Annotated in this window: 25 protein-coding genes; 18 read left to right on the top strand and 7 right to left on the bottom strand. The window is 72.7% G+C overall.

The window, feature by feature from the left end; all coding sequences use genetic code 11:
• Window positions 1–156: 156 nt before the first annotated feature.
• Both OG767_RS05925 and cofD read right to left on the bottom strand, forming a co-directional pair.
• Window positions 157–1,242: a coenzyme F420-0:L-glutamate ligase gene (locus OG767_RS05925; RefSeq protein WP_405092502.1), complete on the bottom strand. Its 1,086-nt coding sequence runs from the start codon at window positions 1,240–1,242 to the stop codon at window positions 157–159.
• Complete coding sequence (cofD, locus tag OG767_RS05930; protein ID WP_405092503.1) at window positions 1,239–2,186, bottom strand: 2-phospho-L-lactate transferase; 948 nt, start codon at window positions 2,184–2,186, stop codon at window positions 1,239–1,241. The genes OG767_RS05925 and cofD overlap by 4 nt, the downstream gene beginning before the upstream one ends.
• Window positions 2,187–2,285: 99 nt before the next feature.
• On the opposite strand from cofD, the gene OG767_RS05935 reads away from it, so the two are divergent.
• From OG767_RS05935 to OG767_RS05960, 6 genes are all read left to right on the top strand, one after another.
• Window positions 2,286–3,293 (top strand): hypothetical protein, encoded by a 1,008-nt coding sequence (locus OG767_RS05935; RefSeq protein WP_405092504.1) that lies wholly within the window; start codon window positions 2,286–2,288, stop codon window positions 3,291–3,293.
• Between the two features lie 126 nt (window positions 3,294–3,419).
• Window positions 3,420–5,933, top strand: coding sequence for a bifunctional FO biosynthesis protein CofGH (locus tag OG767_RS05940; RefSeq protein WP_405092505.1), 2,514 nt, complete (start codon window positions 3,420–3,422; stop codon window positions 5,931–5,933).
• Between the two features lie 152 nt (window positions 5,934–6,085).
• Window positions 6,086–6,376, top strand: a complete 291-nt coding sequence (locus OG767_RS05945; RefSeq protein ID WP_107157760.1) for a hypothetical protein — start codon at window positions 6,086–6,088, stop codon at window positions 6,374–6,376.
• Between the two features lie 71 nt (window positions 6,377–6,447).
• Window positions 6,448–7,845: a DUF4331 domain-containing protein gene (locus OG767_RS05950; RefSeq protein ID WP_405092506.1), complete on the top strand. Its 1,398-nt coding sequence runs from the start codon at window positions 6,448–6,450 to the stop codon at window positions 7,843–7,845.
• A 13-nt stretch (window positions 7,846–7,858) separates the two neighbouring features.
• A complete protein-coding gene (locus OG767_RS05955; RefSeq protein ID WP_405092507.1) occupies window positions 7,859–8,197 on the top strand; it encodes a phospholipase in 339 nt (112 codons plus the stop codon).
• Between the two features lie 454 nt (window positions 8,198–8,651).
• Window positions 8,652–8,912: a WhiB family transcriptional regulator gene (locus OG767_RS05960; RefSeq protein WP_013284161.1), complete on the top strand. Its 261-nt coding sequence runs from the start codon at window positions 8,652–8,654 to the stop codon at window positions 8,910–8,912.
• Between the two features lie 75 nt (window positions 8,913–8,987).
• Here the strand turns inward: OG767_RS05960 and OG767_RS05965 are convergent, their stop codons facing one another.
• On the bottom strand, window positions 8,988–9,437 hold the full coding sequence (locus OG767_RS05965; protein ID WP_107157758.1) for a metallopeptidase family protein: 450 nt from the start codon (window positions 9,435–9,437) through the stop codon (window positions 8,988–8,990).
• A gap of 155 nt (window positions 9,438–9,592) precedes the next feature.
• Here OG767_RS05965 and OG767_RS05970 point away from each other — a divergent pair, with 155 nt between their 5' ends.
• A complete protein-coding gene (locus OG767_RS05970) occupies window positions 9,593–9,970 on the top strand; it encodes a DUF3499 domain-containing protein (protein ID WP_107157757.1) in 378 nt (125 codons plus the stop codon).
• An 8-nt stretch (window positions 9,971–9,978) separates the two neighbouring features.
• Here the strand turns inward: OG767_RS05970 and OG767_RS05975 are convergent, their stop codons facing one another.
• Window positions 9,979–11,355 carry an NAD(P)/FAD-dependent oxidoreductase gene (locus tag OG767_RS05975; protein WP_405092508.1) on the bottom strand — a complete coding sequence of 459 codons (1,377 nt, stop codon included), beginning with the start codon at window positions 11,353–11,355 and terminating at the stop codon, window positions 9,979–9,981.
• A gap of 3 nt (window positions 11,356–11,358) precedes the next feature.
• The gene (locus OG767_RS05980) at window positions 11,359–12,705 is read right to left on the bottom strand and encodes an aspartate aminotransferase family protein (protein WP_107157755.1); all 1,347 of its coding nucleotides are present in this window, start codon (window positions 12,703–12,705) and stop codon (window positions 11,359–11,361) included.
• Window positions 12,706–13,230: 525 nt separating this feature from the next.
• Here OG767_RS05980 and OG767_RS05985 point away from each other — a divergent pair.
• Window positions 13,231–13,974: a DUF5753 domain-containing protein gene (locus OG767_RS05985; RefSeq protein WP_405094144.1), complete on the top strand. Its 744-nt coding sequence runs from the start codon at window positions 13,231–13,233 to the stop codon at window positions 13,972–13,974.
• Window positions 13,965–14,162 carry a DUF397 domain-containing protein gene (locus OG767_RS05990; protein ID WP_405092509.1) on the top strand — a complete coding sequence of 66 codons (198 nt, stop codon included), beginning with the start codon at window positions 13,965–13,967 and terminating at the stop codon, window positions 14,160–14,162. Before OG767_RS05985 ends, OG767_RS05990 begins: the two co-directional genes overlap by 10 nt.
• Here OG767_RS05990 and OG767_RS05995 read toward each other — a convergent pair.
• Window positions 14,141–14,653: an Lrp/AsnC family transcriptional regulator gene (locus OG767_RS05995; RefSeq protein ID WP_405092510.1), complete on the bottom strand. Its 513-nt coding sequence runs from the start codon at window positions 14,651–14,653 to the stop codon at window positions 14,141–14,143. The two genes, OG767_RS05990 and OG767_RS05995, sit on opposite strands and share 22 nt — an antisense overlap.
• 206 nt (window positions 14,654–14,859) lie before the next feature.
• On the opposite strand from OG767_RS05995, the gene OG767_RS06000 reads away from it, so the two are divergent.
• The 8 genes from OG767_RS06000 (at window position 14,860) to OG767_RS06035 (ending at window position 23,678) form a co-directional block, all read left to right on the top strand.
• Window positions 14,860–16,044 (top strand): extracellular solute-binding protein, encoded by a 1,185-nt coding sequence (locus OG767_RS06000; RefSeq protein ID WP_405092511.1) that lies wholly within the window; start codon window positions 14,860–14,862, stop codon window positions 16,042–16,044.
• Between the two features lie 5 nt (window positions 16,045–16,049).
• On the top strand, window positions 16,050–17,204 hold the full coding sequence (locus OG767_RS06005; RefSeq protein WP_405092512.1) for an ABC transporter ATP-binding protein: 1,155 nt from the start codon (window positions 16,050–16,052) through the stop codon (window positions 17,202–17,204).
• A complete protein-coding gene (locus tag OG767_RS06010; RefSeq protein ID WP_405092513.1) occupies window positions 17,201–18,109 on the top strand; it encodes an ABC transporter permease in 909 nt (302 codons plus the stop codon). Before OG767_RS06005 ends, OG767_RS06010 begins: the two co-directional genes overlap by 4 nt.
• Window positions 18,106–18,939: an ABC transporter permease gene (locus OG767_RS06015; protein WP_396777128.1), complete on the top strand. Its 834-nt coding sequence runs from the start codon at window positions 18,106–18,108 to the stop codon at window positions 18,937–18,939. The genes OG767_RS06010 and OG767_RS06015 overlap by 4 nt, the downstream gene beginning before the upstream one ends.
• The gene (locus OG767_RS06020) at window positions 18,936–20,357 is read left to right on the top strand and encodes an NAD(P)/FAD-dependent oxidoreductase (RefSeq protein WP_405092514.1); all 1,422 of its coding nucleotides are present in this window, start codon (window positions 18,936–18,938) and stop codon (window positions 20,355–20,357) included. The genes OG767_RS06015 and OG767_RS06020 overlap by 4 nt, the downstream gene beginning before the upstream one ends.
• Entirely contained in the window at window positions 20,357–21,559 is a 1,203-nt protein-coding gene (locus OG767_RS06025) for a saccharopine dehydrogenase family protein (protein WP_405092515.1), read from the top strand. Before OG767_RS06020 ends, OG767_RS06025 begins: the two co-directional genes overlap by 1 nt.
• Window positions 21,556–22,569: an agmatinase gene (gene speB, locus OG767_RS06030; RefSeq protein ID WP_405092516.1), complete on the top strand. Its 1,014-nt coding sequence runs from the start codon at window positions 21,556–21,558 to the stop codon at window positions 22,567–22,569. Before OG767_RS06025 ends, speB begins: the two co-directional genes overlap by 4 nt.
• A gap of 260 nt (window positions 22,570–22,829) precedes the next feature.
• Window positions 22,830–23,678 (top strand): hypothetical protein, encoded by an 849-nt coding sequence (locus OG767_RS06035; RefSeq protein WP_405092517.1) that lies wholly within the window; start codon window positions 22,830–22,832, stop codon window positions 23,676–23,678.
• A 163-nt stretch (window positions 23,679–23,841) separates the two neighbouring features.
• Here OG767_RS06035 and OG767_RS06040 read toward each other — a convergent pair whose 3' ends face one another.
• Window positions 23,842–24,300 (bottom strand): hypothetical protein, encoded by a 459-nt coding sequence (locus tag OG767_RS06040; protein WP_405092518.1) that lies wholly within the window; start codon window positions 24,298–24,300, stop codon window positions 23,842–23,844.
• A gap of 212 nt (window positions 24,301–24,512) precedes the next feature.
• Here OG767_RS06040 and OG767_RS06045 point away from each other — a divergent pair, with 212 nt between their 5' ends.
• Window positions 24,513–25,172: a hypothetical protein gene (locus OG767_RS06045; protein WP_405092519.1), complete on the top strand. Its 660-nt coding sequence runs from the start codon at window positions 24,513–24,515 to the stop codon at window positions 25,170–25,172.
• Window positions 25,173–25,208: the final 36 nt, after the last annotated feature.

A 25,208-nucleotide genomic window follows, 5' to 3' on the forward strand; every position in this document is an offset into this window, starting at 1 on the left:
CTTCGCTACCTGAGCGCGCCGTCCTCGGGGCCGGGCCGCGCCGTCCTCGGGGCCGGGCCGCACCGGGCTGGGCCGGGCCGCACCGGGCTGGGCCGGGCCGCACCGGGCTGGGCCGGGCCACGCCGGGCCGGGCCGGGCCGGACCGCGCCGGGGCGGTCAGAGTGCCAGCGTGGCGCTGGCGGTGCTGCCGGCCGGTGGTGGCAGCAGCACCGACCCGATGCCCTCGGCGGCCAGCGCGGTGCGCAGGCGTTGCAGGTCCGCGCCGAACCGGACCAGGTCCGGCCGGTCGACAGGCGTCGGCGCCGCGCCGAGCAGCAGACCGGTGGCGGTGGCCGGCCAGTCGGGCACCGTGGCGGCGAACCCGGCGCGTACCTCGTCATCGGTGACGTGGGTGAACACGGTGCCCGGGGCCACCAGGTCGGTGACCGCGGCGATCGCCCGGTCCACCGCGGCCGGGTCGGGGGGCGTCGGGCCGGTCCCGTCGGGGAGCGTGGCCGCCGCCCGGAGGCCGGCGGCGTGCGCCTCGGCGGTGCCCAGCGAGAAGAGGTCCAGCGAGGCGTCCCGCACCAGCGCGCGGGCGCCCTCGTCGTCGTCCCGGGTCGCGCCGAGGTAACCGCGGACCACGGCGACGGGCACCTGGTCGCACTTGCCCTTGATCAGCTCACCGGCGGCGGCCAGTTCGTCGACCACCGCCATCTGGGTGAGCTGGAGTTCGTTGCCGTACGGGTCGACCTCGCCCCGGTGGTCGCGGATCGCCGGCATGCCGGCCACGCCGAGCGCCACATCGGTCAGGCCGTTGCGCCACGGGCGGCCCATGGTGTCGCTGACGACGACCGCGACGTCCAGACCGTGCCGCTCGCGCAGCGCGGCCCGCAACGCCCGGGCGGACGCGTCCGGGTCCACCGGCAGCAGCACCAGGCGGGTCTTGTCCACGTTGGACGCGTCGATGCCGGCGGAGGCCATCACGAAGCCGTGGTGGGTCTGCACGATCCGGGTCGCGCCCCGGGTGGCGACCACCCGGGCGGTCTCGGCGGCCAGCACCCGGTCCCGCGCGGCGAGGCGCTCCGGACCGTCGGCGGGCACGTCGACCAGCCGGCCCTCCGCCTTCGACACGATCTTGCTGGTGACCACCAGCACGTCGCCGTCGCGCAGCCAGGGCGCCGCGCCGGCGATCAGCGCCGCCAGGTCGTCGCCCTCGGTCACGTGGCCGATGCCCGGCACCGGCAGGATCTCCAGCCTCACATCAACTCCAACGCGGCGCGCACCATCGCGGCGGTCGCCGCCTCGTCGGTCATCCGCAGCGGCGCCGCGCGGACGGTCACGCCCGGCACCACGGCGTCCTCGTCCTCCGGGGCGACCAGCCAGCCGTCGAGCAGCCCGCCGCCGGACCGGCTGCCGTAGAGGGCACCCACCCCGGCCGCGCTGCACTCCACGCCGAGCACGGCCAGGCAGCGGTCGGCCATGCCGCGTACCGGCGCGCCGCCGATGATCGGCGACACCCCGATCACCGGGGCCGGACCGCCGACCACCGCGTCGCGCAGGCCGGGCACGGCAAGCACCGGGGCGACGCTGACCACCGGGTTGCTCGGCGCGATCAGCACCACGTCCGCGGCGGCGATCGCCTCGACCACGCCGGGCGCGGGCTTCGCCGCCTCCGCGCCGACGAAGACGAACTGCTCGGTCGGCACCTCGGCCCGGTACCGCACCCACCACTCCTGGAAGTGGACCGCCCGTCGCCCCTGCTCGTCGGAGATGACCGCGTGCGTCTCCAGCCGCTCGTCGGTGGCCGGCAGCAGGCGTACGCCGGGCTGCCAGCGGGTGGCCAGCGCCTCGGTGACCTGGGACAGCGGGTAGCCGGCGTTGAGCATGGAGGTGCGTACCAGGTGGGTGGCGAGGTCCTTGTCGCCGAGGCCGAACCAGCTCGGCTCCGCCCCGTACGCGGCCAGCTCGGTCTTCACCGTCCAGGTCTCACCGACCCGCCCCCAGCCACGCTCCGGGTCGGCGCCGCCGCCCAGCGTGTAGAGCACGCTGTCCAGGTCGGGGCAGACCTTCAGCCCGTGCAGCAGCAGGTCGTCACCGACGTTGACCACGGCGGTCACGTCGGCGCCGGTCTCCCGGGCGTACGCCCGGACGCCGAGCAGGAACCGGGCGCCCCCGATGCCGCCGGTCAGTACCACGATGCGCATGCCGTCCATCCTTCCGCACGTGCCGCCGTGGATCGCCCGGTGGCCGGAGAGACTAGGCTCACGTCGCCAACTGTCCGCTTTCGTCCCCTGGGGGAGTCCGTGACCAGCCCCACCGAGCCCGCGTCCGGTGACGCCGCGCAGGCCAGCCAACTGACCAAGCCGCTGCGCGAACTGGCCGCGCTCGTCCTGCTCGGCGCGAACGCCGTGCTGCTCTTCGTCGGCCTGCTGCGCCTGCTGGTGCCGGTCGACGACTACAGCACGTTCGGCGGTCGGGCCGGCAGCACCTACTTCACCTTCGTCGGGCTGGAGTCGACGGTCCTGCCGCTGCTGGCCGTGCTGCTCGCCTCGCACATCCGTCCGGTGCTGCCGAAGGCGAAACTGATCACCCAGGTGGCGTTGATCGAGTTCGCCGTCTCCGCCGTCTTCGGTGCGCTGACGTTCCTGATCTGGCTGGTGAACCGGCTCGCCGACGGCGAGGTGCTTGATGCGTTCCTCGGGCTGCTCACCCGGGTGGCCTGGCTGGCCGTCTTCGCGATCGCCGGGTTCGTGGTGTTCAAGATCTGGCGCACGCTCTACTACGTGCCGAAGCCCAAGCCGCAGCCCGGCGTCTACGGTCAGGCCCAGCCGGGCTGGCCGCAGCAGCCCGGTCAGCCCGGCGGCTACCCCGCCCAGGGCGGTTACCCGCCGGCCGGGGTGCCGCCGCAGCCGGGCCAGGCCCCGGCGGGCTACCCGTCGGCGGGCGCGCCCCCGCAGCCCGGTTGGCCGCAGGCCGGTCCGTACGGCCAGCCGCAGTCGGCGCCGCCGTTCAACACCGCCCCGCCGCACGCCCCGCAGTCGGCCCCGCCGTTCGCCGGCCAGCAGCCGGGCCCGCAGTTCGGTGCCCCGCAGGCCGGCCCGCAGGCGGGGGGTCCGCAGTTCGGCGGCCCGCAGGCCGGCGCCCCGCAGTTCGGCCAGCCGCCGTCGGCGCCGCCGTTCGGCCAGCCGCCGTCGGCCGACCCGACCCAGGCGATCCCGCGTCAGAGCGCCGAGCCGGGCCAGCCGGCGTCCCCGGCCGACGACGAGCGCACCCAGCGCTTCGACCGCGAGGACCCGAACCAGCCCCGGTGAATCCGGTGGCGGGCGGCGGAGACACCTCCGCCGCCCGCGCCGGCGCTCCGCCTGGCAGCAGGTGTCAAGCGGGGCGCCCGCCTCTACCGGAAGCGTTAAGCGGGGGCCCCTCCTTACACTGGGGCGATGGGTGAGCGCAGCAAGACCGTCCCGACCGAGGCGAGCGTTCGGCGGGCGCTGGGCCGCGCCGCCACCGGTCGGGCGTTGGACGCGGACGAGGCGGCGGCCCTGCTCACCGCGCGCGGCGCGGCGCTCGACGAGCTGTTCCGCGTCGCCGGGGAGATCCGCGACGCCGGGCTGCGTGAGGCCGGCCGGCCGGGCGTGGTCACGTACTCCAAGAAGGTCTTCATCCCGCTGACCCGGCTCTGCCGGGACCGCTGCCACTACTGCACGTTCGCCACCGTGCCGCACCGGCTGCCCGCCGCCTACCTGGAGCGCGACGAGGTCCTCGCGATCGCCCGGGAGGGCGCGGCGCAGGGCTGCAAGGAGGCGCTGTTCACGCTCGGTGACCGGCCGGAGGAGCGCTGGCCGGCGGCCCGCGAGTGGTTGGACGAGCGGGGCTACGACTCCACGCTCGACTACCTGCGCGCCTGTGCGGTGGCGGTGCTGGAGGAGACCGGCCTGCTGCCGCACCTGAACCCGGGCGTGCTGTCCTGGTCGGAGTTGCAGCGGCTCAAGCCGGTCGCGCCGAGCATGGGCATGATGCTGGAGACCACCGCCACCCGGCTCTGGTCGGAGCCGGGCGGCCCGCACTTCGGCTCGCCGGACAAGGAACCCGCGGTGCGGCTGCGGGTGCTCGACGACGCCGGCCGGGTCGGCGTGCCGTTCACCACCGGCATCCTGATCGGCATCGGTGAGCACCGGGCCGAGCGGGTCGACGCGTTGTTCGCGATCCGTCGCGCGATGCGGGAGTACGGCCACCTCCAGGAGGTGATCGTGCAGAACTTCCGCGCCAAGCCGGACACCGCGATGCGCGGCATGCCGGACGCGGAGCTGCACGACCTGGCCGCGACCGTGGCGGTGGCCCGGGTGCTGCTCGGCCCGAAGGCGCGCATCCAGGCCCCGCCGAACCTGATCGCCGGCGAGTACGACCTGCTGCTGCGCGCCGGCATCGACGACTGGGGCGGCGTCTCCCCGGTGACGCCGGACCACGTCAACCCGGAGCGGCCCTGGCCGCAGCTCGACGAGCTGGCCGCGCGGACCGCGGCCGCCGGGTTCACGCTGCGCGAGCGGTTGACCGTCTACCCGGAGTACGTGCGGACCGGCGGGCCGTGGCTGGACCCGCGCCTGCTGCCGCACGTCACCGCGCTCGCCGACCCGGCGACCGGGCTGGCGGTCGAGGCGGCCCGCCCGGTGGGGCGGCCCTGGCAGGAGCCGGAGGAGGTCTTCGGCGGCCGGACCGACCTGCACGTCACCATCGACGTGACCGGCCGGACGGAGGACCGGCGCGGCGACTTCGACAGCGTCTACGGCGACTGGTCCGAGGTGGCGAACAAGGTCACCCGCCCGGTGCCCGGGACCGGCGGCGGGGACGCCGAGTTGCGCGCCGGCCTGCGGCTGGCGGCGGACGACCCGGCCGCGCTGCTGACGCCGGCGCACGAGGCGGCGGCGCTGGCGTTGTTCGGCGCGGACGGCCCGGCGCTGGACGAGCTGTGCCGGATCGCCGACGACGTGCGCCGGGACGCGGTCGGCGACGACGTGACCTACGTGGTCAACCGGAACATCAACTTCACGAACGTCTGCTACGTGGGTTGCCGGTTCTGCGCGTTTGCGCAGCGGGAGAGCGACGCGGACGCGTTCCGGCTCTCCCTCGACCAGGTGGCCGACCGGGCCGAGGAGGCGTGGACGGCCGGCGCCACCGAGGTCTGCCTCCAGGGTGGCATCGACCCGAAGATGCCGGTCACCGGCTACGCCGACATCGTCCGCGCGATCAAGGCGCGGGTGCCCGGGATGCACGTGCACGCGTTCTCCCCGATGGAGATCGTCACCGCCGCCGCGAAGGCCGGCGTGCCGGTGCGGGAGTGGCTGGGCCGGCTGCGCGAGGCCGGGCTGGACACCATCCCGGGCACCGCCGCCGAGATCCTCGACGACGACGTGCGCTGGGTGCTCACCAAGGGCAAACTGCCGGCCGCCGCCTGGGTCGAGGTGGTCAGCACGGCCCACGAGCTGGGCATCCGGTCCAGCTCCACGATGATGTACGGGCACGTCGACCACCCCGGCCAGTGGCTGGCCCATCTGCGGGTGCTGGCCGGCGTGCAGGACCGTACCGGCGGGTTCACCGAGTTCGTGGCGCTGCCGTTCGTGCACACCAACGCGCCGATCTACCTGGCCGGCATCGCCCGGCCGGGGCCGACCTGGCGGGAGAACCGGGTGGTGCACGCGATGGCCCGGCTGTTGCTGCACGGCCGGATCGACAACATCCAGTGCTCCTGGGTGAAGCTCGGCGACGCCGGCACGGTGGAGATGCTGCGCGGCGGCTGCAACGACCTCGGCGGCACGCTGATGGAGGAGACCATCTCCCGGATGGCCGGCTCGGGCAACGGTTCGGCCCGCACCGAGGAGCAGTTGCGGTCGATCGCCACGGCGGCCGGGCGGCCGTTCCGCAAGCGGACGACCGCGTACGGTCACGCCCGCGCCTGACGTCGAACCTTTCGCCGCGCCGCGCCGTACCTGTGGGTGCCGGCGGCGGTTGCGGCGAGGACCGCCGCCGGTGACCCCCAGCCCGGGGACCCGGCGGCGTCCGGGTGCCCGGCCCCCGCGGCGCTGCGGCGCCGGTTGCGGAAAGGTTGCCGATGAGCACTGACGAGACCACCGACGCGCCGAAGCGGCGGCCCTGGCCGCGGCTGACCCGCCGGCAGACGCTGACCGCCGCCGCGAGCGCCACGTTGGGCGCGGCGGCGCTCACCGTGCCGGGCCTGTCCGCCGCGCAGAACGCCCCCACCGCGGGCCGGCGCGACGAGCCGATCGTGGTCCACCTGCGCGACGCCGCCACCGGCACGATGGACGTCTTCGTCGGCACGACCCGGGTCCAGGTGCGCGACCGTGGGCTGGCCGACCGTCTGGTGCGCGCCGCCCGCCGCTGACCCCGCTCCTCCCGGCGCGGGCTTCCGGCGCCGGTCCGACAGACGTTTCCCCGACGAAGGTGTGGTCCGCCATGTCCTCTCACCGCGAGGCCCCGGAGATCGCCAAGGATCCGGTCGCCGACAGTTCCGACCTGTACGCGTTCGTCAGCCCGACCCGGCCGGACACGGTCACGTTGATCGCCAACTACGTGCCGGTGCAGCTCCCCTCCGGCGGCCCCAACTTCTTCGAGTTCGGTGACGACGTCCGGTACGAGATCCACGTCGACAACGACGGCGACGGTTACCCGGATGTCACCTATCGTTTCGAATTCACCACCGAGATCACGAATCAGAACAGTTTTCTCTACAACACCGGGCCGATCGAGTCGCTGGACAGCAAGAACTGGAACCGGCGGCAGTTCTACAAGCTGACCCGGATCGCGGACGGCCGGGAGCACGTGCTGGCGAACAAGCTGCCCTGCCCGCCGTGCAACGTCGGCCCGCTGTCCACGCCGAACTACCAGAACCTGGTGAAGCAGGCGACGTTCAAGCTGTCCACCGGCGAGAAGGTGTTCGCCGGCCAGCGCGCCGACGGGTTCTTCGTCGACCTGGGCGCGGTGTTCGACCTGGGTACGCTGCGGCCGTTCCAGCAGCTCCACGTGGCCGGCAAGAAGCTGTTCAAGACCGAGGGCGAGCCGGTCAACGCGTTGGACCGGCTGAACGTGCACAGCATCGCCCTCCAGGTGCCGTTGGGCAAGGTGCGCCGGAAGGCCGCCCGGTACGGCTACGCCGACCGCGCGTCGACGATCGGCGTCTGGACCACCGCGTCCCGGCAGCAGGTGCGGGTGCTCGGCGACCGGGTGTCCGCGGACACCGCCACCGGCCCCTTCGTTCAGGTGTCTCGACTCGGCAACCCGTTGTTCAACGAGGTGATCGTGCCGATGTCGAAGAAGGACCTGTGGAACACGCTGCCGCCGTCGGAGGACAAGCGGTTCGCCGGGTTCGTCGAGCGGCCCGAGCTGGCCGCGCTGCTGCCGGTGCTCTATCCGGGTGTCTTTCCCAACCTGGACGCGTTGAACAAGGCGAAGAAGCCGCGCGCCGACCTGGTGGCGCTGCTGCTCACCGGCGTACCGGCCGGGCTGGTGGACGGCTTCGCGAACACCACCGGCGACACCCAGGCCGACATGCTGCGGCTGAACACGGCGATCCGGCCCAGTGCCCGGCCGGACCGGTTCGGGGTGCTCGGCGGCGACCTGGCCGGCTTCCCCAACGGCCGGCGGGTCACCGACGACGTGGTGACCATCGCGCTGCGCGCGATCGCCGGGTTGACCGTCCCGCTGGTCGACAAGACGTTCAAGCCGGACGCCGCGGCGGCGGCCGTCACGCCGGGTCTGGACGCGACGGACGTGACCGCGCCGTTCCTCGGTGACTTCCCGTTCCTCGGCACCCCGTACGACGGGTTCGGCAACCCGACGGCGAAGCGGTCCTGAGGGGATGGGCGGCATGCACCGGCACCACGACCTCGGCCCGTCGTACCGCGGGACCGTGCTGCTCGACCTCGGCGGCGACACCGGCGCGCTGATCATCCACACCGGCCGGGACCTGCACGGACGGGAGATCGAGATCAGTCGCGCGGACCGGGACGGTCCGCGTACCCACTCGGCGGTACGGGAGCGGCACGTCCTGGACGGGGTGTTCCACAGTGCCGTCTACCCCGACCTGGAGGCGGGCCTTTATACCGTCTGGTGGGACGAGGACACATCGGCCGGCGCGATCTCCGTCACCGGCGGAGCGATCACCGAATTCGTCTGGCCGACCAGTTCACCACCGCGAACCGACTGACCGAACGTTCAGCGACCCACGCGCCCCGTCCACATGTTGGACGGGGCGCGGTCGGCGTTGGTGGATGGACGGGCGGTACCGCGCCGAGCGCGTTAACCTTTGCCCCACCATTAGTGATCTTGGGCGGCGGCCGACGGGGGCGTCCGGCCGGCCCGCCGGTGTTGCGCCACGGCAGAAAACTTGGCGCAACTCGCCGGGGAGGGCGTTACTCGCCCGGGGTCTGAATCGATAGGGCAGGTTGCGAGGCTACGGACGGCCGCAGCGGTCGCGCCGGACGTGTCGGGAGGGCGACTCCATTATCAAGTTTGGCTTGACGGCGCACGCATTACACGCGTGTAATTTGAATGGGGTTGTTCGCGCGGAACGCACCAATTGGGTCCGTACGGACAAGCACGCCTTTCGCGTGGGGGGTTGCAGCGGCGAATGACGCCGGTGCGCGACAAGGAGGCAATCGATGGACGGCCAGCTCGAGGTGGCCGACCTGCTCGGGAACGCGCCGGAGTGGCAGGAGCGGGCGCTCTGCTCGCAGACCGACCCGGAGGCGTTCTTTCCCGAGAAGGGCGGCTCGACCCGCGAGGCGAAGCGCATCTGCTCGCGGTGTGAAGTCAAGACGGAATGTCTGGAGTACGCGCTCGGCCACGACGAGCGGTTCGGGATCTGGGGCGGCCTCTCCGAACGGGAGCGGCGCAAGCTCAAGCGGCGGGTGGCTGCCTGACCCGACATGGACCGGGCGGTGGGGGCCGCCCGGGTCCGTGGGGTCGCGGTGTGCGGGGTGCGACGCGGCCGGCGGTCAGGCCAGCTCGTCGGGATCGACCCCGAGCAGGTTCGCCACCTGCTCGATGATCACGTCGTGCACGAGATCCGCGAGGTCCTCCCGGTCCATCGCGCGGAACTCCAACGGTCGCCGGTAGAGCACGATGCGCGGCGGCACCTCCTGCCGTCCGGGGCGACCCGGCAGCAGTCGGGCGAGCGGCACCTCGCCGTCCTCCAGCACGTCCGAGTCGTAGACGTTCAGATCCGGTGGGACGTCCTCGACGGCGAACTCCACCCCGGCCAACTCCTTGGCGAACCGGCGTTCGAGCGTCTCCACGGTGTCGAGCACCAGGTCGTCGAAGACCTCGGCCTTGGTCCGGGCCAGCGGCACGGTGGCCGGCACGAGCCGCCCGCGCAGCCCGCGACCGTGCCGGTCGCGGTGGGTGCGCCGGCCCGAGCCGGGGCGGCTGTTCTGCGGGCTCGTCATGACGCACAGGGTAGCCCGGTGACAGGGCCGTCCCGCCGTCGCGCGGCACGCCCGGCGCGCCGGTGCGCCGATCGGACGAATTGTGATCACCGTGACGGGCGTGTCGTAACGCGAAGCGGTGCGCCGGACCCGGTAATGGGGATACCCTGCCGCACGTGAGGTCACCACGGCGCTGCTCCCGTAACGGCTGCCCCCGGCAAGCGGTCGCCACATTGACCTATGTCTACAACGAGTCGACAGCGGTGGTGGGGCCGCTCGCGGCGTTCGCCGAACCGCACACGTACGACCTGTGTGAGCAGCACGCCCGCAGCCTGACCGCCCCGCGCGGCTGGGACGTGGTGCGGCACGAGGGCGAGTTCGAGCCGCCGCCGCCCACCACCGACGACCTGGTCGCGTTGGCCGAGGCGGTCCGCGAGGCCGCCCGCCCGGCGCCGCCGCGTCCCCCCGAGGACCCCCACCCCAAGCCGAACTCCCAGCCTCCGCACCAGCAGGGCCGTCGCGGCCACCTCCGGGTGATCCCGCCCAACCACTGACCGTCGGGTCAGTGGCCCAGGAAACGGTTGAAGAGGGTGGCGCGGCGGGCCGGACGGTGGGTGCGGGTCTCGGTGGCGTCGGCCGACGACATGATCTTCAAGCCGGCGTTCATGGCCAGCCACCGCAGCGGCTCCGGCTCCCAGCGCGGCGAGCGGTGCCCGACCCAGGGCAACGCGGTCAGCTCGCTCGCCTCGCCCCGGATCAGGCCGGCAAGCGTGCGACCGGCCAGGTTGCTGGTGCCCACCCCGTCGCCGACGTACCCGCCGGCCCAGGCCAGCCCGGTGCGGCGGTCCAGCCCCACCGAGGCGGCCCAGTCCCGGGCCACGCCGAGCGGGCCGCCCCAGGCGTGCGTCACCGGCACGTCCGGGCCGAGCGCGGGAAACAGCTCGCCGAGCGTGCGGCGCAACGCCGCGAACACGCGCGGCTCCCGGTCGAAGTCGGGGCGCACCCGGGAGCCGTAGTGGTAGGGGGCGCCCCGCCCGCCGAACGCCAGCCGACCGTCGGCGGTGCGCTGGCCGTACACGATGAGATGCCGGTAGTCGGCGAACGTCTCCCGGTCGGCCAGGCCGATCCGGGCCCAGGTCTCCGCCGGCAGCGGCGCGGTGGCCACCATCAGTGAGTAGACCGGCGCGACCGCCCGTCGGTGCCCGGGCAGCCCCGGCGTGAAGCCCTCGGTGGCGCGGACCACCACCGGCGCCCGGACCACGCCCGCCGGGGTCACCGCCGCGCCGGGCCGCAGCGCGGTGACAGGGGTGCGTTCGAAGACGCGTACGCCTCGGCGCTCCACCGCCCGGGCCAGGCCCCGGACCAGCTTCGCCGGTTGCACGGTGGCGCAGTGCGGCGTGTACGTGCCGCCGCGTACCCCGTCGGCGGCGCAGCGGGCGGTGGCCTCGGCGGCGTCGAGCAGCACCAGGTCGTCGTCGGTGAGACCGTGCGCGCGGGCCTGGGCGACCTCGGCGCGGGCCCGGTCGAGCTGCGCCCCGGTGCGGGCCAGCACCACGGTGCCGCCGGCCCGCCAGTCGCAGTCGATGCCCTCGGCGGCGGCCACCCGACCCACCTCGTGGACGGTGTCGTGCATGGCCTGCTGCATGGCCAGCGCCCGATCCGGCCCGTGGCGTCGGGCCAGCGCCGGCAGCGAGGTGGGGAACAGCGCCGAGCACCAGCCGCCGTTGCGGCCGGACGCGCCGTACCCGGCGATCTCCCGCTCCAGCACGACGACCCGCAGCGTCGGATCGGCCCGCGCCAGGTAGTACGCCGTCCACAGCCCGGTGTACCCGGCGCCCACGATCGCCACGTCGGCGTCCGTGTCGCCGGGCAACCCGGGCCGGGGGGTCAGCGGCTCGTCCAGGTCGGACAGCCAGTGGGACAACTCCTGGTAGCGCACCGTCTACAGCCGGGACCACGCCTCGGTCAACACCGCGCGCAGGATCTGCTCGATCTCGTCGAACTGCTGCTGCTCGGCGATCAGCGGCGGGGCGAGCTGCACCACCGGGTCGCCCCGGTCGTCGGCCCGGCAGTAGAGCCCGGCCTGGAACAGCGCGGTGGAGAGGAAGCCGCGCAGCAGCCGCTCGGACTCCGCCTCGTCGAACGTCTCCCGGGTCGTCTTGTCCTTGACCAGCTCGATGCCGTAGAAGTAGCCGTCGCCCCGGACGTCGCCGACGATCGGCAGGTCGGTCAGCTTCTCCAGGGTGGCGCGGAACGCGTCCTCGTTGGCCCGGACGTGCCCGACCAGGTCCTCCCGGGCGAACACCTCCAGGTTGGCCAGCGCCACCGCGCAGGAGACCGGGTGCCCGCCGAACGTCACGCCATGGGCGAACATGCCGGTCTCGGTGAGGAACGGCTCCATCAGCCGGTCGCTGGCGATCATCGCGCCGAGCGGGGCGTAGCCGGAGGTGATGCCCTTGGCGGTGGTGATGATGTCCGGCTGGTAGCCGTACCGGGTGGCGCCGAAGTACTCGCCGAGCCGGCCCCAGGAGCAGATCACCTCGTCGCTGACCAGCAGCACGTCGTACGCGTCGCAGATCTCCCGCACCCGGGCGAAGTAGCCGGGCGGCGGCGGGAAGCAGCCGCCGGAGTTCTGCACCGGCTCCAGGAAGACCGCGGCGACCGTGTCCGGCCCCTCCCGTTCGATCGCCCGGCCGATCTCGTCGGCGGCCCACCGGCCGAACGCCTCGGCGTCGTCGCCGTGCTCCGGGGCGCGGTAGAAGTTGGTGTTCGGCACCTTGATCCCGCCGGGCACCAGCGGCTCGAAGTCGCTCTTGATGCCGGGCAGGCCGGTGATCGACAGCGCGCCCATCGAGGTGCCGTGATAGGCGATGTAGCGGCTGACCACCTTGTGCTTGTTGGGCTGGCCGGTGCGCTTGAAGTAGGCGCGGGCCAGCTTCCAGGCCGCCTCGACGGCCTCGGAGCCGCCGGTGGTGAAGAAGATCCGGTTCAGGTCGCCGGGGGTCAGCGCGGCGATCTTCTCGGCCAGCTCCACGGCGGTCGGGTGGGCGTACGACCAGAGCGGGAAGTAGGCCAGCTCGCCGGCCTGCTTGGCGGCGGCCTCGGCCAGCTCGGTCCGGCCGTGGCCGGCGTTGACGACGAAGAGCCCGGCGAGCCCGTCGAGGTAGCGGCGGCCCTGTGCGTCCCAGACGTACGCGCCCTCGCCCCGCACGATGGTCGGAACCTCGCCGGCGGAGTAGCTGGCCATCCGGGTGAAGTGCATCCAGAGGTGGTCGGTGGCGTTGGCCATGTCAGCCCCATCGGGTCTCGGGCCGGTCAGGGGTGACACCGGCCGCTCTGCCCACGGTTATCCCACAGTCGATACGGCCAAGGCAAGTGTTATCGGTGGCGCAGGAGGGTGGATGCGACGAATTCGGCGCGCTGTGGGCTTCCACACAACGGAAACCGCACCCTCGTGATTCGCCGTCCCGGCGAACCCGGCGCGTCCGGACGGCGAGTGCGCTCACCGGCTACCAACTTGAGCGCGTGGACGGTTCACCGTCGTGAGCCGTCCACGCCATCAAGTTCGTAGCGGCCCGGCACGCCATGCCGCGGTGCCGCCCGACCGGGCTCGCGCAGTGGTCGAGGACGTTCGGGACGTCCGCCAACCCGTCCCGCCGCAACACGCCGGTGGGCCACAGACGTGCACACGCAGCGTGGCTATTGTGCGGCGCAGCGCATCGAGCGACGCGACGGTGAGCGGGTGTCCCGCCGCCGGCCGTCGAGTGACGAGGGCGGGAGGGGTCCGTTGGCGAACGAGGTGCTGCGGTTGGCGATGGCGGAGCGGGGCGAGACGGCCGAGTCGCTCGCCGCGAAGGTCCAGGTCGATCCGAAGACGGCGGCACGCTGGGTGACGGCCGACCGCATCCCCCATCCGCACAGCCGGGTCGCGGTCGCCGAGGTGCTGGGCCGCGAGGTCGCCGAGCTGTGGCCGGAGCCGTTCCGCCGCCGCGACCTGCCGTGGTTCCGCCCCTGGGCCGACCTGGAGCAGGAGGCCACCTCGTTGCGCTCGTACCAGCCGCTGCTCGTGCCGGGCCTGCTCCAGACCGAGGGGTACGCCCGCGCGGTGCTGGGCACAGGCGCACTGCTCGCGCCCGCCGAGGTGGACGAGATCGTGGCGAGCCGGATCGCGCGTCAGCGCGTCCTCGACCGGGACGACCCGCCGCAACTCGTCGTGGTGATCGACGAGGTGGTGCTGCGCCGGCCGGTCGGCGACGGGTCGGTGATGGCCGGTCAGCTCCGGCATCTCGCGGCGGTCGCCGGGCGGGAGCACGTCCAGGTCCGGGTGATCCCGGCCGACAACCCGTGGCACACCGGGCTGGCCGGCCCGTTCGTACTGGGCCGGCTGCCCGACGGGACGGAATTGGCGTATCTCGACAATCAGCTCCGCGGTCAGGTCGTGACCGATCCGGTCGACGTCGCTAGCCTGGGTCGGAGGTGGGAGAGCGTGACCGGCGAGGCGTTGCCCCGGCGGCGCTCGATCGAGCTGATCAGGGGAGTGGCGGAGACATGGACATGACCGGCGCCCGCTGGCGCACCGCGACCCGCAGCAGCAACAACGGCGGCGACTGCGTCGAGGTGGCCGACAACCTGCCCGGTCGAGTGCTGGTGCGCGACAGCAAGGACCGTGCCGGCGGCACGCTCAGCTTCACGCCCGCCGCCTGGCGGGCCTTCGTCGGCCACGCTCAGGCCGTGCCCCAGGTGTAGGTCTGCTTGCGCAGCTTGAGATAGACGAACGCCTCGGTCGACAGCACGCCGGGCACGCCGCGCAGCTTCTGGAGGATCTCCAGCAGGTGCGCGTCGTTGCGGCACACCACCTCGGCCAGCAGGTCGAACGAGCCGGCGGTGATCACCACGTAGTCGACCTCCTCGAACTCGGCGAGCCGGTCGGCCACCGGCTCCAGGTCACCGTCGGTACGCAGCCCGATCATGGCCTGCCGGGGGAAGCCGAGCTGGAGCGGATCGGTCACCGCCACGATCTGCATGACGCCGGCGTCGAGCAGGCGCTGCACCCGCTGGCGTACCGCCGCCTCGGAGAGGCCGACCGCCTTGCCGATGCTCGCGTACGGGCGGCGGCCGTCCTCCTGGAGCTGCTCGATGATCTGCTTGGCCACGTCGTCCAACAGAGCGTGGTTGGAACCTTCACGCACGGTGACGCGGCGGGTGCCCTTGCCGTTCTCCAGTTGCCGGTTGGCCATCGCCGCTCCCCATGTCCGATTCGCTGTGCAGAAGCGTAGTGCCCCGGCGCAGTCTGGCGTAATTCGTGGCCCTTAGCTATTCCCACAACGGAATCCCTTGTGAGAGAGGGTTCCTCATGTCAGGATCAGGCCTCCATCGCCACTGACCTCCCGCCGGCGAGCCACCCCCGTCCCGCCGCCGACGATGCCCCCCAAGGAGTCGTCACATGCGTAGTCCCCTCCGGACGCTCACCCGGCGTGGTCTGCTCACCGGAACGCTCGGCTCGGCCGCGCTGCTCGCCACCGCGGGCACGCTTGCCGGCTGCGGCACGAAGGGCGCCCAGCAGACCGAGGCCGGCTGCAAGAGCGACGACGTGTCCGCCACCGAGAAGAAGCTGGCGTTCTCGAACTGGCCGCAGTACATGGACACCGACGAGAAGGACGAGTCGAAGCGCCCCACGCTCGACGCGTTCATCGCCAGCACCGGCATCCAGGTGACCTACACCGAGGACGTCAACGACAACAACGAGTTCTTCGGCAAGGTGCAGAACCAGCTCGCCGGCTGTCAGAGCACCGGCCGGGACATCATGGTGCTCACCGACTGGATGGCCGCCCGGATGATCCGGCTCGGCTGGGTCCAGAAGCTGGACAAGGCGAAGATCGGAAACGTCGAGGCGAACCTGCTGCCGTCGCTGCGTGGCCGGTCCTTCGACAAGGACACCCAGCTCGCGATCCCGTGGCAGTCCGGCCTCGCCGGTCTGGCCTACAACGCCAAGGTGACCAAGGAGATCCGCACCGTCGACGAGCTGCTCACCCGCCCCGACCTCAAGGGCAAGGTGACCGCGCTGTCGGAGATGCGCGACACCATGGGCCTGCTGCTCCAGTCGAACGGTCACGACCCGGCCAACTTCACCCCGGCCCAGTTCGACGACGCGCTGAACAAGCTCAAGAAGGCCGTGGACAGCAAGCAGATCCGGCGCTTCACCGGCAACGACTACGCGCCCGACCTGGCCAAGGGTGACATCGCCGCGTGCATCGGCTGGTCCGGCGACGTGATCCAGCTCGGCTTCGAGGACCCCAAGGTCAAGTTTGTGGTGCCGGAGTCCGGCGTGATGCTCTGGTCGGACAACATGCTGGTGCCGAACAAGGCCACCCACAAGGCCAACGCCGAGGCGCTGATGAACTACTACTACGACCCGGCGGTGGCGGCGAAGCTGGCCGCGTACGTCAACTACATCTGCCCCGTGCAGGGCGCGCAGGCCGAGATGGAGAAGATCGACCCGGACCTGGCGGGAAACCCGCTGATCTTCCCGGACGACGCGATGCTCGCGAAGTCGAAGGTCTTCATGGCCCTCGACGAGCAACGCGAGAAGGAGTACGAGACCAAGTTCCAGCAGGTCATCGGGGCGTGAGGCAGATGGCGCAGGAAGCACCGGCCGGCGATCTGCGACTGGCCGACCTGACCAGGCGGTTCGGCGTCTTCACCGCCGTCGACGACCTCAGCCTGACCATTCCGCAGGGCTCGTTCTTCGCCCTGCTCGGCGCGTCCGGCTGCGGCAAGACCACCACACTGCGGATGATCGCCGGGCTGGAGACGCCGACCGGCGGGCAGGTGCTGCTCGGCGACCGGGACATCACCGGGCTGCGGCCGTACAAGCGGCCGGTCAACACCGTGTTCCAGAGCTACGCGCTCTTCCCGCACCTCGACATCCACGAGAACGTGGCGTTCGGGCTGCGCCGCCGGGGCATCCGCAAGGTGGGCGACCAGGTCGAGCGGATGCTCGCGCTGGTGCAGCTCCAGGGGTACGGCCGACGCCGGCCTGCCCAGCTCTCCGGCGGCCAGCAGCAGCGCGTCGCGCTGGCCCGGGCGCTCATCAACCACCCGCAGGTGCTGCTGCTCGACGAGCCGCTCGGCGCGCTCGACCTGAAACTGCGCCGCCAGATGCAGCTCGAGCTCAAGCGCATCCAGACCGAGGTCGGCATCACGTTCGTGCACGTCACCCACGACCAGGAGGAGGCCATGACCATGGCCGACACGGTCGCGGTGATGAACGCCGGCCGGATCGAGCAGCTCGGCGCGCCCGCCGACATCTACGAGTACCCGGCCACCGCGTTCGTGGCGAACTTCCTCGGCCAGTCCAACCTGCTCGCCGCCGACGCCGGCGGCCACGCCGGGGACGACGTGCTGGTCACCGCGCACGGCGCGCGCTTCTCGGTGCCCGCCGGCCGGGCCCGGCTCGTTGACGGGCCGGCCTTCCTCGGCGTACGCCCGGAGAAGCTGCACCTGGTCGACGGCCCCGACGAGGTGCCCGCCGGCCACCAGCACGTCGGCGGCGTGGTCACCGACGCCTCCTACGTCGGGGTGAGCACCCAGTACCTGGTGCGCACCGCGTGGGGCAGCGAGCTGTCCGTGTTCGCGGCGAACAGCGGGCTGGGCGGTCGGCTCGCCACCGGCACGCCGGTGACCGCGCACTGGGACCCCCGGCACGCGTTCCTGCTGCCCCGGGCCGGCGGCGCGGACGACCAGACCACGCCGCTGCTCGACGAGCCGCCGGTCGGGGCGTTGCCGTGACCGCGCTGGCCCACGTGCCCACCTCCGCCGGGTCACCCGCGCCGCCACCGGCGCGGCGCGGACGGAACCGGCTGCTGCCGTACCTGCTGTTGCTGCCCGGCGCGGCCTGGCTGCTGGTCTTCTTCGCGCTGCCGCTGCTGCAACTCGCCGCCGCCAGCCTCTACGACCCGGCCGGCTCGCTCTCCACCGGGTACGCGATGACCTGGGCGGTCGGCAACTACCCGGACGCGTTGCAGGCGTACTGGCCGCAGTTCCTGCGATCCTTCCTGTACTCGGCGATCGCGCTGGTGCTGGCGCTGCTGATGGGCTACCCGCTGGCGTACGCGATCGCGCAGAAGGCCGGCCGCTGGAAGAACCTGCTGCTGGTGGCCGTGGTCGCGCCGATGTTCACCAGCTTCCTGGTGCGCACGCTGGCCTGGAAGACCATCCTGTCGGACAACGGCGCGGTGGTCGGGCTGCTGCGCGACGTGCACCTGCTCGGGCCGGACGGCCGGCTGCTGGCCACCCCGATCGCGGTGGTGCTCGGCCTGACGTACAACTTCCTGCCGTTCCTGGTGCTGCCGCTGTACGCGAGCCTGGAGCGGCTCGATCCCCGGCTGCTGGAGGCGGCGAGCGACCTGTACGCGAGCCCGCTGCGCGCGTTCACCCGGGTCACGTTGCCGCTGTCGATGCCCGGCCTGATCGCCGGCACGCTGCTGTTCTTCATCCCGGCCACCGGCGACTACATCAACGCCGAGCTGCTCGGCACACCCAACGAGTACATGATCGGCAACGTCATCGACTCGGCGTTCCTGGTCCGGCTCGACTATCCGCAGGGCGCGGCGCTGTCGTTCCTGCTGATGGCCGCGATCCTGGTGATCGTCTTCGCCTACCTGCGCCGGGCCGGCACGGAGGAGGTGCTGTGAGCGGGTTCAGGCGCTGGCTGGCCGACCGGTGGGTGATGGGCGTGGCCCTGCTCGTGCTCGGCTACCTCACGCTGCCGATCCTGGTGGTCGCCGGGCTCTCCTTCAACCGCCCGTCCAGCCGGGTCTCCTACGACTTCAACGAGTTCACGTTGGACAACTGGGCCCGCCCCTGCGCCACCGCCGACATGTGCGACGCGGTGGTGCGCAGCATGGAGATCGGCCTGATCGCCACCGTGGTCTCCACCGTGCTCGGCACCCTGATGGCGTTCGCGCTGGTCCGCCACGGCTTCCGCGGCCGGTCCGGGATCAACGGCCTGATCTTCCTGCCGATGGCCACCCCGGAACTGGTGATGGGCACCTCGCTGCTCGCGCTCTTCGTCGCCGCCGGCGTGCCGCAGGGCTTCTGGACCATCGTCATCGCACACGTGATGTTCTGCGTGTCGTTCGTGGTGGTCACCGTGAAGGCCCGGCTCGCCGGCATGGACCGGCGGCTGGAGGAGGCCGCCATGGACCTGTACGCCAGCGAGTGGCAGACGTTCCGCCGGATCACGCTGCCGCTGGTGCTACCAGGCATCGTCGCCGCCGCGCTGCTGGCGTTCTCACTCAGCTTCGACGACTTCATCATCACCAACTTCAACGCCGGCACCACCGTCACGTTCCCGATGTACGTCTGGGGCGCCGCCCAGCGGGGCATCCCGCCGCAGGTCAACGTCATCGGCACGGCCATGTTCGGGATAGCGCTGCTGCTGGTCGGGGCCAGCTCGCTGCGCGGCCGGCGGGCCCGCAAGGCGGCGCTCGCGGTGATCGCCACCCCGGCGGGCCGGCCATGACGCTCCCGCATACCGGCCGGGCGCTGGCCGACGCCGCGCCCGTGCCGTACTGGCTGGACCGCCCGGCACGCCCCGACCCGCTGCCGCCGCTCACCGGCCCGGCCACCGCCGACCTGCTGGTGATCGGCGGCGGATACGCCGGGCTGTGGACCGCGCTGCTCGCCAAGGAGGCCGACCCGGACCGGGACGTGCTGCTTGTCGACGCCGGCACCTGCGGCTGGGCGGCGTCGGGGCGCAACGGCGGGTTCTGCGCCGCGTCGCTCACGCACGGGCTGGCCAACGGCGTCGAGCGGTTCCCCGACGAGATCGGCGAGCTGGAACGGCTCGGCCGGGAGAACCTGGACGCGATCGGCGCGACGATCGACAGGCACGGCATCGACTGCGACTTCGAACGCACCGGCGAACTGGCGGTGGCCGTCGCGCCGTACCAGCTCGACGGGCTCGCCGCCGACGCCGAGCTGGGCCGCCGGCACGGCCGCGACGTGCGGCTGCTCGACCGCGACGAGGTACGCGCCGAGGTGGCCTCGCCGACGTACCTCGGGGGGCTCTGGGACACCGACCGGACGGCGCTGCTCGACCCGGCGAAGCTCGCCTGGGGGCTGCGCCGGGCCGCGCTCGACCTTGGCGTCCGGATCCACGAGCACACCCGCGTCACCGGGCTGGCCGCCGACGGCCCGGCGATGCGCGCCACCACGGCCGGCGGCGCGGACGCCGCGCCCGGCGCGGTACGCGCGGCCCGGGTGGCGCTGGCCACCAACGCGTTCCCGCCGCTGCTGCGCCGGCTGCGCGCCTGGACCGTGCCGGTCTACGACTACGCGCTGATGACCGAGCCGCTGACCGCCGCCCAGCGGGACGCGATCGGCTGGCGCAACCGGCAGGGGCTGGCGGACACCGGCAACCAGTTCCACTACTACCGGCTCACCGCCGACAACCGGATCCTGTTCGGCGGCTACGACGCGGTCTACCACTACGGCAACCGGGTCGCCCCGGCGCTGGAACAACGCGAGACCACGTTCCGCGCCCTGGCCGCACACTTCTTCGACACCTTTCCGCAACTGGACGGGCTGCGGTTCAGCCACCGCTGGGGCGGTGTGATCGACACCTGCACCCGGTTCTGCGCGTTCTTCGGCACCGCCTATTCCGGCCGGCTGGCGTACGCGGCCGGGTACACCGGGCTCGGCGTCGGCGCGACCCGGTTCGGCGCGCGGGTGACACTCGACCTGCTCGCCGGCGCGGACACCCCGCTCACCCGACTCGACCTGGTCCGCCGCAAGCCGCTGCCGTTCCCGCCGGAGCCGATCCGGGCCGCCGGCATCAACCTCACCCGATGGTCGCTCGCCCACGCCGACGCGCGGGACGGGCGGCGCAACCTCTGGCTCCGTACTCTCGACCGCTTTGGACTGGGGTTCGACTCCTGATGCGTATCCTCCTCGTCGGCGCCGGTGGCGTCGGCTCCGCCGCCGTATCCATCGCCGCCCGCCGTGCCTTCTTCGAGACCATGGTGGTCGCCGACCACGACGCGGCGCGCGCCGCCCGGGCGGTCGCCGGCCACGGCGACCGGTTCGTGGCCGCCACCGTCGACGCCTCGGACGCCGACGCGGTCGCCGCGCTCTGCCGGGAACACCGGATCACCCACGTGTTCAACGCGGTCGACCCGCGCTTCGTCCTGCCGATCTTCGACGGGGCGTTCGCGGCCGGCGCCGACTACCTCGACATGGCCATGTCGCTGTCCCGGCCGCACCCCGACCGCCCCTACGTGGAGACCGGCGTCAAGCTCGGCGACGAGCAGTTCGCCGCCGCCGATCGCTGGGCCGCCGCCGGCCGGCTGGCGCTCTGCGGCATCGGCGTCGAACCGGGCCTGTCCGACGTGTTCGCCCGCTACGCCGCCGACGAGCTGTTCACCGAGATCGACGAGATCGGGGTACGCGACGGCGCGAACCTCACCGTCGCCGGCTACGACTTCGCGCCGTCGTTCTCCATCTGGACCACCATCGAGGAGTGCCTCAACCCGCCGGTGATCTGGGAGGCCGACCGCGGCTGGTTCACCACCGAACCGTTCAGCGAGCCGGAGGTGTTCGACTTCCCGGCCGGCATCGGCCCGGTCGAGTGCGTCAACGTGGAGCACGAGGAGGTGCTGCTCATCCCGCGCTGGGTGCCGGCGAAGCGGGTCACCTTCAAGTACGGCCTCGGCGCGGAGTTCATCGAGGTGCTGCGCACGCTGCACAAGCTCGGCCTGGACTCGACCGCCCCGGTGCGGGTGCGCGGCGTCGACGTGTCGCCGCGCGACGTGGTGGCCGCCGCGCTGCCTGACCCGGCCACGCTCGGCGACCGGATGAGCGGCAAGACCTGCGCCGGCACGTACGTCACCGGCACCGGGCCGGACGGCCGGCCCCGCCGGGTCTACCTCTACCACGTGGTCGACAACGAGTGGTCGATGGCCGAGTACGGGCACCAGGCGGTGGTCTGGCAGACCGCGGTCAACCCGGTCGTCGCGCTGGAGCTGCTGGCCACCGGCGTCTGGTCCGGCACGGGCGTGCTCGGGCCCGAGGCGTTGCCGCCGACGCCCTTCCTCGACCTGCTCACCGACTACGGTTCTCCCTGGGGGATGGAGGAACGATGACCCGCTACGGCCCGATGTACGGCCCCGACGTCACGTTCCTCGGCGTGCCGCCGTGCACGGTCGAGGAACCGGTCACCTACGCCGACGCCGACGTGGTGGTCATCGGCGCGCCGTTCGACGGCGGCACCTCGCACCGGCCGGGCACCCGGTTCGGACCGTCCGCCATCCGGCAGGCGTGCTACCTGCCGCACGACGGCTCCCGCCCGTCGCTGGCGCTGCGCGTGGACGCGCTCAAGGACCTGTGCGTCTACGACGCCGGGGACGTGGAGATGTTCGGTGGCGACATCGAACGCTCGCTGGCCGCGCTGGAGACCGCCGTGCACGCGGTCGCCGCCGCCGGGGCGATCCCGGTGGTGCTCGGCGGCGACCACTCCATCGCGTTGCCGGACGCGACCGGCGTGGCCCGGCACCACGGGCTCGGCCGTGTCTCGCTGGTGCACTTCGACGCGCACGCCGACACCGGCGACGTCGAGTTCGGCTCACTGCACGGGCACGGCCAGCCGATGCGCCGGCTCATCGAGTCCGGCGCGGTACGCGGCGACCGGTTCCTCCAGATCGGCCTGCGCGGCTACTGGCCCGGCCCGGACACGTTGGCCTGGATGGCGGAGCAGCGGATGCGCTCGTACGAGATGACCGAGATCGTGGCCCGGGGCCTGGACACCTGCCTCACCGAGGCGTTCGGCATCGCCACCGACGAGTGCGAGGGCGTGTTCCTCTCCGTCGACGTGGACGTGGTCGACCCCGGCATGGCCCCCGGCACCGGCACCCCCGAGCCCGGCGGGTTCACCTCCCGCGAGCTGCTCGACGCGGTCCGCCGGGTCTGCTACGAGCTGCCCGTGGTCGGCCTGGACGTGGTCGAGGTCGCCCCACCCTACGACCACGCCGACATCACCGCCTACCTCGGCAACCGTGTGGTCCTGGAGGCCCTGTCCGCGATCGCCCGCCGCCGCCGGGACGCCGAAACCGGAACCCCCTGGAACCCCACCCAACCCCTCCTCGACGCCCGCTGAACCCGCCCCCGCCCCCGCCCCCGCCCCCGCCCCCGCCCCCGCCCCCGCCCCCGCCCCCGCGCGTTGATCTTGCACTTTCGGCCCCGGAATTCTGCTCTTTTCGGGCATGCAGGGGACACAAACTGCAAGATCGTCGTGGGGACGGGACGGGGTTAGCACAAGGGGGGTGGGTGAGTGGGGATGCGCACAAGGGAGGGGTTGTCCACAAGGGAGTGTTGGCGGGGGCGGGGTGGCGCGGGGCGAGGCGGCATGGTGTGCTCGTGTCGACGGAGCTGTGGCGAACGCGGGAGCTGATGCGGACGCTCACCGTGAAGCGGGTGCGGACGCAGGTCAGGCGGGAAGAGTTGATCCGCGTTCGGCGGGGTGTCTACGCGCCGACGCCGTGCGATGACGAGGGCGAGCTGCGGGCGCTGCTGCTCCGTCTTCCCGGGGGCGCGATGCTGGCCATGCACACCGCGGCACGTCGTCATGGGTTCGGCGTGCTCCGGGAGTCCGCGGTGCACGTGCAGTTGCCGCCGAGCGTCGCCAAGCCTCGGCTGCCCGGTCTGGTCGTTCACCACTCCGTCCTTCCGGTCCGGCCGGTGCTCATTGGAGGGCTGCCCTGCGTGCCCGCCGCCCAGTGCGCGGTCGACCTGGCCCGCCGGGCCCGCCGGATGGACGCGCTGCCGGTGCTCGACGCCGCACTTCGCTCCGGTGCCGTGACGGTCGACGACCTCGCGGCGGAGTTGCCGCTGCATCGGGCCCTGCGCGGGATCCGGCAGGCTCGTGATCTCGTGCCGCGAGCTGACGGCCGGTCCGAGTGTCGACAGGAAAGCCAGTTGCGGCTATTGCTGCTCGATGGCGGGCTACCCGCTCCGGAGCCGCAGATGTGGATCTTCGACCAGTACGGCATTCCGCGCTTCCGAACGGACCTGGGCTACCGCGATCGACGGGTGGGGGTCGAGTACGACGGTCTGACCCACCTGGATCGGGACCGCATGCGGTACGACCGGGACCGGATCAACTGGTTGGACGCGAACGGATGGCGGATGCGCTACTTCACCGACCGCGACCTCTACCGCCGCCCATCCCACATTCTCACCACCCTCCGCGCCGCCCTAACCCGCTAACCCTCCCCCGTTACCCCCTCCCCGTTCCCCTCCCCGCTCTCGCTCTCGCTCTCGCGATCTTGCACTTACCTACCCGGCAGATAGGGCAAATCCGGCTTCTTGTGGGCGCAAACTGCAAGATCGCGGGAGCGGGAGCGGGAGCGGGGGTGGGGGTGGGGGTGGGTCAGGGGCGCGGGCAGTGGGGGAGCAGGCGTAGGCGCTCGGTGGTCTCGGTGAGCGAGTTGGGCTCGACGACCAGGCGGGCCGTGGTGGTGGCGGGGCCGGCGCGGAAGGTGCCCGCGTCGGCGGGGACGGTCGCCGTCCAGGTGCCGGCCGTACGCTCGTCGGTGCACGCGCCGATCACGCCGAACCCGAAGCCGGTGACGTCGATGCCCCGCACCCGCTGAGCCAGGTGCACCTCGATGTACGCCAGGCCGCGTTCGTCGCCGCAGTCGAACCGGCCCCGCACCGTGCCGGTGTGCGCGTGGACGTCGGCGACGCCGAACCAGTTGACGGAGATCGCCGGGGCCGAGGCGGCCGGGCTCGGGGCGGCGAGCGCGGCGCCCGGGGCGAGTCCGAGGGCGGCGGCGGTGGCCAGCGTGGTGAGGCCGGCGGCGAGCAGTGATGGTCGGACCTGGTGCATGCGCGGCTCCTGCCGAACGGAACTCCAATGTGGACGGCACCAGCATCCCACCCCCGCGAAGCCCACAAGCTGCAAAATCTTGGACAGGAAGGACGGGCCCCCGGTTAACGCCTCCGGCATAGCAGGGCGCCCCGCTTGACCGGCGGCCCGGCTGAACGGTCCGGGGCTGGCATCCGTATCAGGCGTCGAGGACACCGACGACAGGAGACAACGTGAGGGTGCAGCGCAAGCACGTGCTGGCGGCGACCGTGGCGGTGGTCGCCTCGGTGGGCCTCTCGGTCGGCACCGGGATGGGATTCGCGGAGACCACGCCGGCCGGGCGGTCCGCCTGCGTCGGGTCGGTGACGTTCTCGGCGGAAGGTGGGGCACCGGCCGCCACCAGCGACCGGTTCCCGGCAGGCACCCGACTGCGGGTGACGAACCTGGACAACGACAGGAGCGCCACCGTGACCGTGGTCGGGCCGTCGGGCAGTTGCGTGCTGCTCAACGCGGCGGCCATGGACCTGGTCCGCGAGCCGGGCAAGAACGTCATCCGCCGCAACGTGGTGGAACGCCTCGACGGCGCCGCTCCCGCCCCCGGCGGTGGGCAGCCGGTCGAGACGCGGCCCGGCAACGCGCAGCCGATCGGCGGCAGCGTCTGCACCGGGGCGATCACGTTCTCCGCCGAGGCCGGCGCGCCGGCCGCCACCAGCGGACAGTTCCCGGTCGGCACCCGGCTGCGGGTGACGAACCTGGACAACAACAGGAGCGCCACCGTGACCGTGGTCGGGCCGTCGGGCACTTGCGTGCTGCTCAACGCGGCGGCCATGGACCTGGTCCGCGAGCCGGGCAAGAACGTCATCCGCCGCAACACGGTGCAGTTGCTGCGCTGACCACGAGGGGAGTGGAACACCACGGGCGGGACCTGG

Source organism: Micromonospora sp. NBC_01392, assembly GCF_045040125.1.
GTDB lineage: Bacteria > Actinomycetota > Actinomycetes > Mycobacteriales > Micromonosporaceae > Micromonospora.